14 protein-coding genes are annotated in these 15,525 nt (G+C 69.4%); 4 read left to right on the top strand and 10 right to left on the bottom strand.

The annotated features are described in order from the left end of the window. Positions 1-1,677 (bottom strand): aspartate:alanine exchanger family transporter, encoded by a 1,677-nt coding sequence (locus tag RAH40_RS05615; protein ID WP_306601104.1) that lies wholly within the window; start codon positions 1,675-1,677, stop codon positions 1-3. Positions 1,678-1,862: 185 nt separating this feature from the next. Here RAH40_RS05615 and RAH40_RS05620 point away from each other — a divergent pair, with 185 nt between their 5' ends. Next, positions 1,863-3,437 carry a HAMP domain-containing sensor histidine kinase gene (locus RAH40_RS05620; protein ID WP_306601105.1) on the top strand — a complete coding sequence of 525 codons (1,575 nt, stop codon included), beginning with the start codon at positions 1,863-1,865 and terminating at the stop codon, positions 3,435-3,437. Between the two features lie 25 nt (positions 3,438-3,462). Next, a complete protein-coding gene (locus tag RAH40_RS05625) occupies positions 3,463-4,158 on the top strand; it encodes a response regulator transcription factor (protein ID WP_306601106.1) in 696 nt (231 codons plus the stop codon). Here RAH40_RS05625 and RAH40_RS05630 read toward each other — a convergent pair. Beyond that, positions 4,139-4,726: a TetR/AcrR family transcriptional regulator gene (locus RAH40_RS05630; protein WP_306601107.1), complete on the bottom strand. Its 588-nt coding sequence runs from the start codon at positions 4,724-4,726 to the stop codon at positions 4,139-4,141. The genes RAH40_RS05625 and RAH40_RS05630 overlap by 20 nt on opposite strands. Before the next feature lie 150 nt (positions 4,727-4,876). Here RAH40_RS05630 and RAH40_RS05635 point away from each other — a divergent pair, with 150 nt between their 5' ends. Beyond that, the gene (locus RAH40_RS05635; RefSeq protein ID WP_306601108.1) at positions 4,877-7,450 is read left to right on the top strand and encodes a cation-translocating P-type ATPase; all 2,574 of its coding nucleotides are present in this window, start codon (positions 4,877-4,879) and stop codon (positions 7,448-7,450) included. Here the strand turns inward: RAH40_RS05635 and RAH40_RS05640 are convergent, their stop codons facing one another. The 7 genes from RAH40_RS05640 to RAH40_RS05670 form a co-directional block, all read right to left on the bottom strand. Continuing rightward, a complete protein-coding gene (locus RAH40_RS05640) occupies positions 7,451-8,182 on the bottom strand; it encodes a tol-pal system YbgF family protein (protein WP_306601109.1) in 732 nt (243 codons plus the stop codon). Positions 8,183-8,255: 73 nt separating this feature from the next. Beyond that, entirely contained in the window at positions 8,256-8,849 is a 594-nt protein-coding gene (locus tag RAH40_RS05645; RefSeq protein WP_306601110.1) for an OmpA family protein, read from the bottom strand. A 65-nt stretch (positions 8,850-8,914) separates the two neighbouring features. Further along, positions 8,915-10,225, bottom strand: a complete 1,311-nt coding sequence (locus RAH40_RS05650) for a hypothetical protein (protein WP_306601112.1) — start codon at positions 10,223-10,225, stop codon at positions 8,915-8,917. A 100-nt stretch (positions 10,226-10,325) separates the two neighbouring features. Then, positions 10,326-10,718 (bottom strand): NUDIX domain-containing protein, encoded by a 393-nt coding sequence (locus RAH40_RS05655; protein WP_306601113.1) that lies wholly within the window; start codon positions 10,716-10,718, stop codon positions 10,326-10,328. Next, positions 10,715-11,518 (bottom strand): ribonuclease HII, encoded by an 804-nt coding sequence (locus RAH40_RS05660; RefSeq protein ID WP_306601114.1) that lies wholly within the window; start codon positions 11,516-11,518, stop codon positions 10,715-10,717. The genes RAH40_RS05655 and RAH40_RS05660 overlap by 4 nt, the downstream gene beginning before the upstream one ends. Next, a complete protein-coding gene (locus RAH40_RS05665) occupies positions 11,515-13,311 on the bottom strand; it encodes a M61 family metallopeptidase (RefSeq protein WP_306601115.1) in 1,797 nt (598 codons plus the stop codon). The genes RAH40_RS05660 and RAH40_RS05665 overlap by 4 nt, the downstream gene beginning before the upstream one ends. A gap of 11 nt (positions 13,312-13,322) precedes the next feature. Beyond that, positions 13,323-13,958: a DUF2520 domain-containing protein gene (locus RAH40_RS05670; RefSeq protein WP_306601116.1), complete on the bottom strand. Its 636-nt coding sequence runs from the start codon at positions 13,956-13,958 to the stop codon at positions 13,323-13,325. A gap of 45 nt (positions 13,959-14,003) precedes the next feature. Between RAH40_RS05670 and RAH40_RS05675 the strand changes: the two genes are divergently transcribed. Next, a complete protein-coding gene (locus RAH40_RS05675) occupies positions 14,004-14,702 on the top strand; it encodes a hypothetical protein (RefSeq protein ID WP_306601117.1) in 699 nt (232 codons plus the stop codon). Between the two features lie 138 nt (positions 14,703-14,840). Here RAH40_RS05675 and elbB read toward each other — a convergent pair whose 3' ends face one another. Next, positions 14,841-15,521 carry an isoprenoid biosynthesis glyoxalase ElbB gene (gene elbB, locus RAH40_RS05680; protein ID WP_306601118.1) on the bottom strand — a complete coding sequence of 227 codons (681 nt, stop codon included), beginning with the start codon at positions 15,519-15,521 and terminating at the stop codon, positions 14,841-14,843. Positions 15,522-15,525 lie beyond the last annotated feature (4 nt).

The following is a 15,525-nucleotide window of genomic DNA, read 5'->3' on the forward strand; positions in this document are numbered from 1 at the left end:
TCAGAGCGTCATCGCCAGCAGCGCCTGCGCCAGCACGATCTTCAGGATCGTCGCCAGCGGGTACACCGCCGCGAAGCCGACGTTGGGCAGGTCGTTCTTCGACTGCTGGGTGGCGTAGCCCAGCACCACGGGCTGCGTGTGGGTTCCGGCCACGATGCCGAAGAGGAGGCTCAGGGGGATGCGGAACACCTTGTGGCCGAGCCAGTAGGCCAGGGTGTCGGCGAGGGTGGCCACCACCAGGGCCGCGAGCAGGAAGATGGGCAGCCAGCTGATGTTCCTGGAGAGGATCTGCCGGAAGCCCTCCCCGGAGATCACGCCGATGCCGGCGGCGAACAGCACCAGGCCGAACTGGCGGATGGTGTGGTTGGCGCTGTAGGGGATGTTCCACACGAACTGGCCCAGCTTGTGGAAGCGGCCCAGGACGAGGCCCACCACCAGGGGGCCGCCGGCGAAGCCCAGCTTGAAGATGATGCCGTGGCCCAGGGGGAAGGGAATCTGGCCCACGGCCAGGCCCAGGGCGAGGCCCATGGCGAAGGTGAGGAAGCTGGCTTCGGAGAGTTCGCGGTAGCTGTCGCCGAAGAGCTCCTCCACGGCGGCGATGTTGTCCCGGGCCGTGGCCACGCGGATGCGGTCGCCCAGTTCCAGCACCGTGTCGGCGTCGGGCACGAACCACACGTCGCCGCGGCGGAGGCGGCTGACCATGCAGTTGTGCTTCTCGGGCAGCTGCAGGTCTCTCAGGGGCCGGCCGATGAGGTCGTGATTGCTCACGAAGACGCGGGTGGAGTCGTACTCGCTGATGTCGTGCTGGAGCGCGATGTCCGACTTGCGGCCCAGGAAGGCCTGCGCCCGCTCCACATCCTCGGGCGTGCCCACCACGACGAGCAGATCGCCCGCCTCCAGGGCCACGTCCAGGGGGGCCATGATGAAGTCCCCGCCCCGCTTGAGGCGGTTGAACACCACCTTGCAGTTGGCCTGCTCGCGCAGGTCCACGTGGGTCCGGCCGGCGGCCCGGGCCTCCACCTCGATGGTGCGGGCCTTCAGGTGGCTGGAGCCGGAGCTGGAGCCGTGGAGAGCCGCGGCCTCCCGCTCCAGGTCCACCTTGAAGATCCGCCTGCTCAGCGGAATGCTGAGCATGGGCACCAGGACGCCGATGGGGTAGGCGATGGCGCTGGCCACGGTGGGCTGCGCGATGACCAGGGCGTCGGAGGTGGTGCGCTTGAGGGCCTCGATGACGCCCGCGAGGGCGGGCATGTTGGTGAAGGAGCCCGCCAGGAGGCCCGCGGCGTAGCGGCTGTCGAAGCGGAGGACCTTCGCCAGGACCACCACCACCGCGGTGCTGAAGACCATGACCACGGCCACCACGGCGTTCCTCTTGAGGCCCTCCTTGCTGAAGGAAGCCCAGAAGCTGTGGGCGATGGCCAGGCCCATGGCGTAGACGAAGATGGCCAGGCCCAGCTCGTAGATCAGCTTCATCTCCCGGGAAAGGTCCTTCTTCACGAGGGGGTCGAGGCCGGGGGTGACCACCACGGCGCCCAGGGCGATGCCCGCGAAGAGGATGCTGGCGATGCCGAAGGAGGCCCCGGCCACCCGCAGCTTGGAGATGGGATAGCCCAGGGCCACCACCGCGAAGAGCATCAGCAGGGGGTTGTGGGCGAGCAGATGGGTCAGGAAGGCCATGGCTACTCCTGCGGGGTCCGGGTGGACGCCGTGGAAGGGAGGGCGGCTGGCTGGGGGAGGAACACCCGTGGGCCATTCCGCAATTTCTTATCCATCCATCCTATCGCCGCTCCATTGGTCGTTCGTCACACCTGACGAGCGGGATGGCAGTCAGCTATGCTTGATGGTTCATCCCGAGGATTCCCATGACGGTCCGGCGTGTGGCCCGCTTCCGCCCTTTCCGCGAACAGGACAACCGGCATTCCGACGCCTGGACCTTCCTGCGCAAGGGCGTGCTCCGGATCCTGGACCTTCTGGCCGTGTCCATGGCCATCCTGCTGGTACTCGCCCCCTTCGTCTGGCGCAAGTGGAAGGCCGACAAGGTGGTTGACGCGTGGTCCCAGCCCAGGATGAGCGAGATCTCCCGCGTGGAGACGGACTGGATGACCCTGCCCCGCCTGCCGGATTTCACCCGCGGGGACGAGCCGGTGGTGAAGGAGTTCCTCAACGCCGAACCCCTGGTCCTGGCCGTTCGGGCCCGGTCGGCCCCCCGGAGCCTATGGATCCGCAGGGGGGACGCGCTCGTGCGGGCGGAAGGGGCCGCCGAGGCGGCCACCCTGAACGCCTGGTTCGCCAAGGCCGAGAAGGACCAGGTATTCATCTCCTTCCCCACGGATGTGTTGCCAGGGGAACAACGCAGCGGCCCCAAGGTCGTCCTGCAGGGGGACCGGTGGGCCGTGGCCAAGGCCTGGCGCGAAGGCAGCCCCGAAGTCGAGCAGTTCCTGCGCAACCATTTCGGGCCCACCCGGAGCTTCCGGGTAGTGCTGCTGAAGGACGGCGACGAGTCCCGCAAGGACCTGTCGCCCCAGGCCTGGGGCGCGGAGCCCCACCTGCAGGGCGACCCCTACTGGGGGGTCCATTCCGCCTTCTCGGTGCAGCTCATCAGCAACGAATTCCCGGGCTGGACCTTCACCGTCATCCCCTTCCGGGCCGAGGGCCGGGCCATCCAGCTCAACCTGCGCGTGCAGTTCGCCCTGGCCGCGGCCCTGGCCGTGATCGTGGGCCTGTCCCTGGTGCTGGCCCTCTACCTCCGGGCCCGGGCCCGGCGCAAGGCCACCCTGGACGCGGACCGCATGGCCTCCATGACCCACAGCCTCAAGACCCCGCTGGCCATCCTGAAGTTCCGGTGCGACACCCTGCGCCTGGGGCGCCTCCCCCCCGACCAGCTGGATTCCCAGTTGATCCAGATCGGCGAGGAGGCCGACCGCCTGTCCACGATCATCGAGCATGCCCTGATGGCCATCCAGGGCCCCTCGGAGTCGGGCCCGCAGCAGGTGGTGAGCCCCCAGTGGATCCAGGGCGTCGCCGAGGACCTGGCCCCCGCGTTCGAGGCGGAGAACCGGCGCCTGGTGCTGACCTGTTCGGACCAGGCGGGCCGGGCGGCCCTGCCCTCCCTCCGGGCCGCCCTCTTCACCCTGGTGGAGAACGCGCTGTTCCATGGCGCGGGCACGGTGACGGTGGAAACCTCGCGCGTGCGCAAGCGCTTCCTGATCAAGGTCTGCGATCAGGGGCCCGGCCTGGACTCCATGGACATGCGGACGCTGGGCCGTCCATTCATGCGCATTCGGGAGAAGGGCAAGGAGGGTTTCCGGAAGGACGGCCAGGGCCTCGGCCTCAGCCTCCTCATCAAGGTCGTGGAGCGGGAGGGCTGGGGGCTGACCTTCGCGTCCGAACCGGGACGGGGCCTTTGCGCGACCTTGGAGATCCAGCTCGCATGTTAATATTTCATAGTTCCGGAGTCATGAATTGGCACACCTCCTTGTAGTCGAGGACGAAGTCGAGCTTCAGCAACTGCTCGTCACGAATCTTGAATTCGAAGGCTTTTCCGTCGAGGTGGCGGGTGACGGGATCCCCGCCCTGGCGGCCCATGCCAGGCGCCGCGCGGACCTCATCCTCCTGGACCTCATGCTGCCCCACCTGGACGGTTTCAAGGTCATCGAGGCGCTGCGCAGGGCCAACGACGACGTGCCCGTCCTCATGCTCACCGCGCGGGGCGCCGAGGCCGACCGCGTCAAGGGGCTCAGCCTGGGCGCGGACGACTACCTGGTGAAACCCTTTTCCGTCCTGGAGCTGGTGGCCCGAATCCGGGCCATCCTGCGCCGGACCCGCGCCGCCGAGCCGCCCAAGGTCCTCACCAGCGGCCCCTACCACTTCGATTTCACCGCCATGACGGCCACCCGGGACGGCAGGAACCTGGAACTCACCAGCCGGGAGATGCGGATCCTGGAAATCCTCGTGACCTACCCCGGCCGCACCCACAGCCGCTCGGACCTGCTGCGCCTGGCGTGGGAAGCCGACGCCCGGCCTTCGCCCCGGACGGTGGACGTGCACGTGGCCAACCTGCGCAAGAAGCTGGGCGACGACGACAAGAACCGCCACATCGCCACCGTGGGCGGCGAGGGCTACCGCTGGACGGACCGGATCAGCCAGGAGCCTGCCTGAGGCTCCGGGCCGACAGGTAGGCCTCCAGCATCGCCACCAGTTCGGCCGACAGGGAACTCTGGTCGATCGCGGGATCCTCCGGATGGGCGGCGAACCGATGCGTCAGCGCCTCCACCGTATGGATGACCACATAGGCGGCATGCTCCAGTGCGGGGTGCCGCACATCGGGATAGGTGCGAAGCAGCCCCGCCAGCGTGCGCGCATACTGATGCTCGGATTCCAGGAGGAGCCGGTGGACATGCTCCGGAAGGGGCGTCTCCTCCAGGAGGATGTGCTGGAGGCGGGGGCGCCGGACATGGACGTCCAGCATTCCGGAGACATAGTCCTCCAGCGATGCGTGCAGGGTATGGTTCTCGGCCAGCATGTGGCCCACCCACTCCCGCATGCGGCGCCGGGTCTCCTCGATGTGGCGTTCCAGCAACGCCACGGCCAGGGCCTCCTTGCTGGGGAAGTACTGGTAGAGGGTCCCGATCGAGACGCCCGCGGCCTCCGCAATGCGGTTGGTGGTTCCCTCCGCGTAGCCCCGCTCCTCGAAAACCTGAGCAGCGGCCGTCAGGACAGCGTCCACGGTGGCCTTCGACCGTCGCTGGACGGGCGACCTCCTTGGTTCCAGGCGGGACTTTGACTTCGCGGTTCGGGAAGCTGCAACGCGAGTATTCATAACCTGAATGTTGACTCAGGATTGGTGAATGGCAAGCAGGACTGCAATGGTGACGCTATGACTTCCCCTCCCCGCCCCCACCGCCCTTCCAGCCTGGACCTCGGCGGCTTCCCTGGCCTCTCGGAGCAGGAGTCGACGCTCCGCATGGAACGCCACGGGCCCAATGAGCTGCCTTCACCGGAAAGGCGGGGGCTCCCGGCCATCGCCTGGGAGGTGGTCCGCGAACCGATGTTCATCATGCTTGTGGCCGCAGGGTCCCTGTACCTGCTGATGGGGGAGCCGGGGGATGCCCTTATGCTCCTCGGCTTCGTCTTCGTGGTCATGGGCATCACCATCGTCCAGGAGAGGCGCACCGAACACGCCCTGGAGGCCCTCCGGGACCTCTCCAGCCCGCGGGCGCTGGTCATCCGGGATGGCGCGCAGCGGCGCATCCCCGGCCGCGAAGTGGTTCCCGGAGATGTCCTGGTGGTGGCCGAAGGGGACCGGATCCCGGCGGACGCCCTCCTTCGCGCCGGGATCAACCTGTCGGTGGACGAGTCCCTGCTGACGGGAGAATCCGTTCCCGTACGCAAGAGGGCCTCGACGGAGGGCAAGGCGCTCGACGTCCCCGGCGGGGACGATCTGCCCTCCCTTTTTTCGGGAACCCTGGTCACCGCGGGTCAGGGCGTGGCGGAAGTGGTGGGAACGGGCCTCCATACGGAACTCGGGAAGCTGGGCAGGGCCCTGCAGCAGGTGGACGTCGAACCCACCTTCCTTCAGAAGGAAACAGGCCGCCTGGTGCGCACGTTCGCCCTGGCCGGCCTGAGCGCCTGCGTCGTGGTCGTGGTCCTCTTCGCCCTCACCCGGGGCGGAGGAGGGCAAGCATGGAGGGAGGGCCTGCTGGCCGGCATCGCGCTGGCGATGGCCATCCTTCCCGAGGAATTCCCGGTCGTCCTTACGGTTTTCATGGCCCTCGGGGCCTGGCGCATCTCCCGGAGCCGGGTCCTCACCCGGCGCATGCCGGCCATCGAGAGCCTCGGAGCGGCCACCGTCCTCTGCGTCGACAAGACGGGCACCCTGACCCTCAATCAGATGACCCTCAAGCGGCTGGATGTGCAGGGTTGCTCCCCGGACCTGACCGGGGACGTTCTACCGGAGCCGGCCCACGAGCTGATGGAATACGCCATCCTCGCCAGCAAGCGGGACCCTTTCGACCCCATGGAGCGCGCCCTCCACGCCGCCGGGAAGAGGTGGCTGATGGAAACGGAGCACCTTCATCCGGACTGGTCCCTGGCGAAGGAATACCCGCTGGCCCCGGACCTGCTGGCCGTAACCCATGCCTGGGACTGCGGCGGGGGCCAGTTCATGGTGGCGACCAAGGGCGCGCCCGAAGCCGTGGTGGACCTCTGTCACCTGCCCGCGGACCAGAAGGCCGGGATCGAGGCCCGCGTGGCGGACCTGGCCTCCAAGGGTCTGCGCGTCCTCGGGGTGGCCCGGGGCCGTTTCAGCTCGGCCGCCCTTCCGGAGGAGCACCACGACCTCACCTTGGAATTCCTGGGCCTCCTCGGACTGGAGGATCCGGTCCGGCCCACGGTCCCTGTGGCGGTGGCCGAGTGCCGCACGGCGGGCATCCGGGTGATCATGATCACCGGGGACTACCCCGCTACCGCCGAAAGCATCGCCCGGCAGGCCGGCATTTCCGATCCCGGGAAGGTCATCACCGGTCCGGAGCTGAACCGGATGAGCGACGAGGTTCTCGCCGAGCGGATCCGGGAGGTCAACGTTTTCGCCCGCGTCGTTCCGGAACAGAAGCTTCGCCTCGTCATCGCCCTCAAGGCCAACCGGGAGGTCGTCGCCATGACGGGGGACGGCGTCAATGATGCCCCTGCCCTCAAGGCGGCCCACATCGGCGTGGCCATGGGAGGCCGCGGAACGGACGTCGCGCGGGAAGCGGCGTCCCTGGTGCTGCTGGACGACGATTTCACCTCCATCGTCGCCGCCGTCAGGCTCGGACGGCGGATCTTCGACAACATCCGCAAGGCGGTGGCCTTCATCTTCGCGGTGCACATCCCCATCGCCGGCCTTTCCATCCTGCCGATCTTCTTCCCGGGATGGCCGCTCCTGCTGTTGCCGGTGCACATCGTCTTCCTGGAACTGGTGATCGACCCTTCCTGCTCGCTGGTCTTCGAAGCGGAAGAGGCCGAGCCCGGCATCATGTCCCGCCCCCCGAGGGATCCCCAGGAACGGCTGTTCAGCCTGAAGTCCGTCGGACTCGCCCTGCTGCAGGGGGCCACCGCCCTGGGCGCCTGCGTGGCCGTCTACCTCCTGGCCCGCCCCGGTCACGGAGACGATGCAGCACGGGCCCTGACCTTCGTCACCCTGGTGGTTTCCTTCCTGGCCATCATCCTGACCAACAGGTCCTGGACGCAGAGCATCCTCGCCAGCCTCGGGAACCCCAACAAGGCCCTCTGGTGGGTGCTGGGCGGCACGATCACCTTCCTGGCCCTGGCGCTCATCCTGCCCGCGAGCCGGCGCCTCTTCCACTTCGCGCCCATCCACGGCCTGGACCTGGGCATGGCATGCGCCGCCGGCTTCGCCAGCATCCTCTGGTTCGAGGTCCTCAAGGTCGTGCGCCGGAGAGCCGCTGTCTAGCTAGAACCCCAGGTCGTCCAGTTCCTGCTTGGCGGTCCTGGCCTCCGGGGTGCCCCGGAAACTGTCCGTGATCTCCTTGAAGGCCTTGATGGCCGCGGGCTTGAGGCCCTGCTTCAGGAGGCACTGGGCGCGCTTGAGCTTGGCGGGAAGGAACTGGTTGGAGCTGGGGAACTCCTTCAGGATCCGCTCGAAGGAGGGCTGGGCCTTGTCGTAGGCCTTCTGGTTGTAGGACGAGAGGCCCAGATAGAAGAGCGCGTCGGGCGTGCGGGGGCTCTGGGGATGGGCCTTGATGAAGAGGGCGAGGCCGTCGGCGGCCAGGGCGTAGTTGCCCCGGTTGTAGTCCAGGACGGCGGAGTTGAAGGCCTTCTCGTCGTCCGAGGCGGCGGCGGGGGGTTCGTCGGCGGGCTGGGGACGGCTTGCGGGGCGCCGGGGCGCTGCTGCGGCGTCGCCCAGGCGGTTGTTGAGCACCCGGGTGCTGTCCTGGAGCTGGCGCATGGTCTCCTGGAGATCGGCCTGGAAGCGCCGGTCCTGGGTGCGGGACACCTCGGAGGCCTGGCGGTCGTCGGCGGCCTTCTTGTTGGCGTCCTCCATCTGGCTGCGCAGCTTGAAGATTTCCACCTTGAGGTCGGTGACCTGGTCCTCGACCTTCTTGAGGCGGTCCTCTGAGGAACATCCGACGCAGAGCAGCAGGCCCGTGAGCGTCAGGGTGGAGAGCATGGCCCGATTCGTCATCGGCACCTCCTGAAAGACAAAGAGCGGAGGAACGTGTCCCTCCGCTCTTGGATGTCACATGGTCGGCTTCCCGCTACTGGAGCTTGAACTCGTCGCGGCGATTCTCGAGCCAGCTCGCCTCGTCCTTGCCGACGACCAGGGGCTTCTCCTTGCCGAAGCTGATGGTCGTGAGGCGGTCGGAAGCGACGCCGAGGCCCACCAGGTAGGCCTGGGCCGCATGGGAGCGGCGCTCGCCCAGGGCGAGGTTGTACTCCACGGTGCCGCGCTCGTCGCAGTGGCCCGCGATCTGGACCTTGGCCTGGGGATAGGCCTTCATGAAGTCGGCGATGGCCTGCAGCTTGGCCTTGTCGGCTTCGCGGATGTCGGACTTGTCGAAGGCGAAGTTGATGTTCTTGAGGGCTGCGGCGGCGGCGCGCTGGTAGGCGGCGGCCTTCTCGGCCTCGGCGGCGGCGGCGGCCTTGCGGGCGGCCTCGGCCTCCGCTTCGGCCTTGCGGCGGGCGGCTTCTTCAGCAGCGCGCTTCTGGGCGTCGATCTCTTCCTGGGTCGGGCCGGTGGCGACCGGGGCCTTGGGCTGCTCGACCGGAGCAGGGGCGGGCTTCTTGCAGGCCACGCCGATCCCCAGGGTCAGGACCACAGAAAGAGGAATGAGGTTTCGAACGAAGCGCATGATAGGTTCCTCCAACACGCATTAAGTTTAACGCGACCCGGAACATCCGGGCACGAAATATTTCCTTATCTGGACCGCGTCCATTTAGGGCTTTGACAACCATCAAATGCAGTGAGCTTTCTTAGCGTGTTGCCGGAAAGGTCGGTGGTGTACAGCTGCATACCCCCCCGGCTTCCGCTGGTGAACACGATCCGCCGTTCATCCGGGGACCAGGACGGGGATTCCGAACTGGCCACTCCGGTGGTGATTTGATAAGACTTCCCATCTCCCAGCTTGTAGACGAAAAGATCGAATTTTCCTTCGAAACGGGAGACGTAGGCGACCATGGAGCCCGAGGGGCTCCAGGCGGGGCTGCCGTTGTAGGTGCCCTCCCGGGTCAGGCGGCGGACGTTGGAGCCGTCCTCCTCCATCAGGTAGACCTGGGGGCCTCCCTCGCGGTCCGAGGTGAAGGCCATCTGGGTCCCCGCGGGGTTCCAGGAGGGGTCCGTGTTGATGCAGTTGCTGTCCGTGACGCGCCGGACCTTCCCGGTGGCGACTTCCAGCACGACGATGTCCGTGTTGCCGCGCCGGTCGCCCTGCACCAGGGCCAGGCGCTTGCCGTCCGGGGACCACACGGGGCAGAAGCAGTGCCCCTCGACCTTGCCGGCCACGGGATAGAGCCGCACATGGGGCCCGCCCGCGACCTTCTGGCCCCAGATCTCGGGGGCGCCGCCCTTGTAGGTGACGTAGGCGACCCGGCCGTCCGGGGCCACGGTGGGCGAGATGGTGAGGCTCTTGTAGCTGGTGATGGGCATGAGGTTCGCCCCATCCCGGTCCATCTGGTAGATCTCCTTGATGCCGGGGCTCAGCTGCCGCACGAAGACGACGGAGGTGGAGGCCACCCCGGCCTGCCCCGTCAGCCTGGACATGAGGTCGTCGGAGAGCTTGTGGGCCATGCGCCTGAGCGCGGCCTCCCTGCCCGTGTACCGCTTGCTGAAGACGGCGGTGCGGGCCTTCTTGTCCTGGGCGGCCTTGACGTCCACCACCTGGGCCACCACCTCCACGGAGCCGTCCGCGGCCCGCGTCAGCGTGGTGGTGAGGAGCCACTCGGTGCCCGCGTCCGCCCAGCCCTTGTAGCTGGAGGCGTCGGTTCCGGCGGGATGGGCGCCCTTGATGACGGCGAAGGGTCCCGCCTCGTCCAGATCCTTGATCAGGACCTCGTGGAAGTCCCCGGTGGCCTTGGCTTCGGCGAGGCCGGTGACCTGGGGCCGGGGGACGGCGATGCCGAGCTTGGAGCCGGCGGAAGCCTCCAGCACCACTTCCTGGCCCTGCTGGGCCTGGCCCCATGCGACCGGGGAGAACACCAGCCCCAGGCCGAGAATCACCCGCGAAACCACGTTTCCAATCGAGCCAGAACAGGTCATGCCCCCACTATACCCCCACATTCCGCGAGTTACGGCGCAAATTTGCACATTGCTCCCCTATTTGAACTCATAACTATAGTTGTGGCGCGCCAGAACCCAGCAGCGACACCAGCCGGAGATTGGCAGCGGGCATGGGCAGGCGCGCCATTTCCCCAGGGGCGAACCAGCCCCAGGCCAACTGCGCATCCAGGGGCATCGGGCCTTCGCAGAGGAACAGGTGGAGCTCCACCCTGAAGCCGCCGTAGTCGTGCTCCACGGCCCCCAGGGGTTCGGCGCGCTCCGGCGTCCATTCCAGCTCCTCCCGCAGTTCCCGCAGCAGCGCGGCCTCCAGGGTCTCGGCAGGCTCCGCCTTGCCTCCGGGGAATTCCCAGAGCCCGGGAAAGCGCGCCGATTCCAGGTCCCTTCGCTGCAGGAAGAACCTGCCGCCGCGGCGGATCGCCCCGACGGCCACGCGCACGGGGATCACGCCCCGGGCCCCGCGAGGAAGGCCAGCCGCTCGGCGTAGCGCGAACGCAGGGCCTCGATCCACTCCAGCTTCAGGCGCGCGTAGGCCGGGCGCAGCGCGGACTCCACCCAGGCCTGGAGCTCGGCGACGGATGCGCAGGCCTCCATCGCCTCGGCCAGGGGGGCGCGCAGGCCCTCCTCCGGGCGCTGCAGCGCGGCCACCGGCGCGTAGCTGATGCGGTGGATGCGGGAGGGGCCCAGCTCGGCCAGGGCCTTGCGGTGGACGGGGGTCCCGTAGCCCTTGTGCCGGCCGAATCCGTAGCCCGGCAGGGACGCGTCCATTCCGGCCATGAGCGCGTCCCGGTGGGTCTTGGCGAGGATGGAGGCGCAGGCGATGGCGCAGCTCAGGGCGTCGCCGTCCACCACGAGGCGCTCCGCCAGGCCCGTGCGGGGGGCGCGGTTGCCGTCCACCAGGAGGATGCGCGGCTTGAGTTCGCACTGGGAGACCGCCTGGCGCATGGCCAGGAGGGAGGCCTCCAGGATGTTCTCGCGGTCGATGGCCATGTTGTCCACCTCGGCCACCGCCCAGCAGGGCAGGATCATCTTCAGCTCGGAAGCCATGGCGGCCCGCTTCTCGGGCGGGACCAGCTTGCTGTCCCTGGCTTCGCGCAGCACGTGGCCCCAGCGGGCCGCGGCCTCCCGGTCCAGGACGGCGCAGGCCGCCACCACGGGCCCGGCCCAGGCGCCCCGGCCGGCCTCGTCCACGCCGCCCCAGGGGATGCCCCCGGGGAGGTTGCCCAGGTCCCAGTCCAGCGGGTTCATGCGCGCCGCACCGGGAAGGGCTGGCCGGTCCAGGCCTGGAAGGCGGCCTTCTGGGCCGGGGTCGCCTTCAGGTCGGCCGTGATGTGGACGACGCGCTGGGGATTCTCGGCCAGGGTCAGGAGGTAGGTCTCCACGCGGCCGCGCTCCGCGGCCAGGATCCGCACCTGGTCGCCGGGGCCGGCGTCGCCCAGGCGGCCCTGAACCTCCTGGGCCGAAGCCGTGCGCCAGCCGTCCACCGCGAGGATCTCCATGCCGTAGCCCAGGCCCCCCTTGGCCGCGGGGGAGCCGGGGACGACGTTCTGCACGACGGGGGCGCCGGGCTGGAACGTGAGTCCGGCCCAGACGCGGGCCCGGCGCAGGGCGTCGGGATCCTCGGCCTCGGCGCCCGGCAGGGCCTCCCAGGGAGCGCGGGCGTTCAGCCTGATGCCGTACGCCTTCTCGATGCCGGCCGCGTCGAGCGGCGCCCGGCCCTGGATATGGGCGCTCCAGAAGGCCTGGGGATCCTTCCCCGTGAGGTCCTGGAAGGCCCTGCGCACGTCGGGGTCGGTGACGTGGCCGTCGCCGTGGCGCTCCCAGAGGAGCGCGAACAGCCCGTCCAGCCCCTTGGCGCCCCCGGTGGCCAGGCGAAGCTCGGCGTCCATCATCCAGCCGACCATCGCGCCCATGTCGTAGTAGCTCACGGTGCTGTTGGGGGAGAACTCCGTGGGCTTGTAGTGGCGGATCCAGGCGTCGAAGCTGGCCTCCTCGAGGCTCTGCTCCAGGCGCCCGGGCCGGGTGGTGTTGTCGGTCCAGGATGCGGCGAGCTTCCGGGAGACCCAGGACCAGGGCGCCACGCCAGCCTTCAGCACCAGGTCGTACTGGATGAAGCTGGTGAACCCCTCGTGGAACCACAGGAGGCGCGTGGGGTTCTCCGCCAGGTAGTCGAAGGGGCCCAGCGCCGCGTCCCGCATCCGCTTGACGTTCCATACGTGGAAGAACTCGTGGGCGATGAGGGTGTAGAGGTCGTAGTACCCGTCGGCCCTCTCCAGCTGCTGGGGGTCGGCCAGGAGGGAGGTGCAGTCCCGGTGCTCCAGCCCGCCCCGGATCCTGGGGCAGAACGTGAGGAGGAAGAGGTAGCGCCGGAAGGGGAACCCCCCGAAGATGCGCGCCGCGGCGCCCACGATGGCCTCGGTGCCCTCCACGATGCGGGCCTCGTCCCCGGGGTGCTGGCCGGTGATGGCCACCTGGAACTCGCAGCCCCGGGAGCGGAAGGTGTGCATGCGGAAGGTGCCCAGCTCGAAGGGCGAGTCCACCAGGGTGTCGTGGTCCTCGGCGAGGTAGCTCCCCTCCCGCCGGGGCAGGATGGTGGCCACGCGCCATCCCTTGGGCCAGCCTTCGAAGCGCACCTCGCAGGGCCGCGAAGGCTGCCCCTCGAGATAGAGGAAGGTGGCCGCGCCCACCAGGTGGGCATGGAGCGCGTCCACGTGGTTGGTGCGCACGGTCAGGTCGTTGCAGAACAGGCGGTAGGTCACCTTCAGGCCGCGCGGGGAGCCCTCCACGCTCCAGCGCTGCTTGTCCAGCTTGCGGAAGGGGCTGGGCTGGCCCGCGCCGTCCACCACCTCGAGCCGGTCCAGGAACCGCGCGTAGTCGCGCACCAGGTAGGAACCCGGCGTCCAGGCCGGGAGGGCCAGGACGGCGCCGCCCTCCACCGCCTCCGCGGGAAAGTTGAGCTCCACTTCGATCTCGTGCATGGAGAGGCTGATGGGACGGATGGTGGCCAGCACCGGCTCCGGGAGGATCTGTTTCACGGCCATGCTCGCTCCAGTCAAAGATCGCCAAGTTCCAGGAAGACATCCTTCCAGCCCTGGGGCAGGGCCGCGGCGTCCCGCTCGATGGTCGCGGCGTCGCCCCGGACGAAGGGGCCGGTGCGGCCCGCGGCGCCGTGGGCCTCCACGTTGCGCAGCGTGGCCTCGGCCAGGGGGGCCAGGCCCCGTCCCGGCAGCGCCACGCCCTGGCGCGCCAGCAGTTCCCGGGCGCCGAGCCACAGGGTGGCGGCGTGACCCGAGGCCAGGACCGCGCACGCGTGGTACAGGGGCTTGAGGTCCGCGGGCAGGACGAAGGGCGAGAAGCCCAGGTCCGTGAAGGCCGCCACGAGGCCTACCGGGACGTCGCCGGTGAGGGCCAGGGGGGTGCCCCGCCAGTCGGCGGCGGCGCCGCCGAAGCTGGTGAGGGGGTGCGCGCTGGGGACGCCGTCCAGGTGCAGGCTCCCCGAAAGATGGACGCAGCGGCCGGGGAACTGCCGGGCCAGGGCTTCCACGGCCCCGTCGGGGACCGCCAGCAGCACCGGGCCCTCGGGCCTCGCGGTGCCCGGCAGCAGCGCCACCCGGTCCCCCCAGGCCTCCGCCAGGGCCCGACCCGCGCGCCCCCGGCCGAGGATGGTGAAGGATGTCCAGGCTTCCATGCCCCTAGAGTATCCCAATGGCCGCCAATGGCAGAGAATGGTCCGGTGACCTGGCCCCTTCCCCCCGACATGCCCTGGCCCCAGTTCCTCCGGCGCCTTCGGCACCCCGCCCCTCCCCCCGGGTGGCTCGAGGCGGCCGCGGAGCTGGACGAGGTGCGCCGGCGGCCCCTCCTGCTGCGGTGGATCGCCCAGCACCCCCGCATCGGCGCCCACCTGCGGGCGCGCCTGCTGCCCACCCTCCCCTGGCGGGCGCTGGCCAGCATCGCCCAGGACGCCTCGGCCCACCCCCAGGCCCGCCAGCATGCCACGGAGCGCCTCAACGCCCTGTGGCCCGGCCTCACCATGGGCGAGCGCCGCAGCCTGGCCATGGCCGCGCCCCGGCAACTGTGGCCGCAGATCTGGCGTAACCGCGACCGCCGCGTGCTGGAGGCCTTCCTGCAGCACCCGCGGCTGGGCGCGGAGAACCTGGAGGCCCTGATCCAGCCTCCCCTCACCGCCCCCCAGGCCGAGGCGCTGCAGGCCTCACGGTGGCTGGAGATGGTGCCGGTGGCCCATCAGGTGCTGGTGGCCCTGGACCGGGGGCTGGAGAACCCGGACTCGGGGCTGGTCCTCGGCATGGCGTCGCCCTGGATCAAGGCCTTGCCGGAGGAGGAGCGGCTGCTGGTCGCCGCGCGCATGGTCAATCCGGCCCTTCGCCGCATGGTGCGCGCCTGGGCTTCGCCGCGGCTGGAGGAGCAGGACTAAGTGGTAACAAAACCATTGTTTGTCGCCGGGGATTGGTGGGCTTTATCTCCTTCATCCCAACCAGTCGGGTAGGCCGGGGGCGCAAGCTCCCCGGCCTACCCGACTGATTGCGATGAACGAGGATGGGGCCGTGGATTGCTACTGCACCCGCGCGAGCACCTCGGAGCAGCACCGCTCGATCCCCGTCCAGACGTCCGAGATGCGGGCGTCGTCGTACATGTAGGCGGGGGTCGTCACCAGCTTCAGGCCCTCGTCGATGACGATCTCGCGCGCGGAGGGCACCGCCTTGTGGGTGACGCCCAGCTTCCCGACGGCGCCGGCGACGCCCTCCCCCGAGCCCAGGGTCAGCGTCCCCTTGCGGCCCAGGGCCGACAGCACCATGGCCACCAGGGCCGGCGCGATGCAGATGGCGCCCACGGGCTTGCAGGCCTCGAAGAACGCCGAGGCGAACTTCAGGACGTCGGGGCGCACCGTTCCGGCCGCGCCCTCCCTCGCGAAGGTGCAGAAGTTCTTGGCGACGCCGGCGCCCCCGGGCAGGAGAAGCGCGTCGAACTGCGCAGGGTCCGCCTTGGCCAGGTCCATGCACTTGCCCACGCGGGCGATGCGGGAGGCCTCCTCCAGGACGTTGCGCACGGCGTCCTTGCGGGTTCCGGTGCGGTGGTCCACCACCTCCGCCTGGGGAGCGTCCGGGGCGAAGCACGTGACCCGGGCCCCGTGCTGGTCCAGGGCCAGCAGGGTGAAGACCGCCTCCCGGATCTCCGCGCCGTCCACGTGGCCGCATCCGGAGAGAAGCACTGCGACGTTGGGAACCTTGGCCATGACC

The organism is Geothrix sp. 21YS21S-2 (genome assembly GCF_030846775.1).
GTDB lineage: Bacteria > Acidobacteriota > Holophagae > Holophagales > Holophagaceae > Mesoterricola.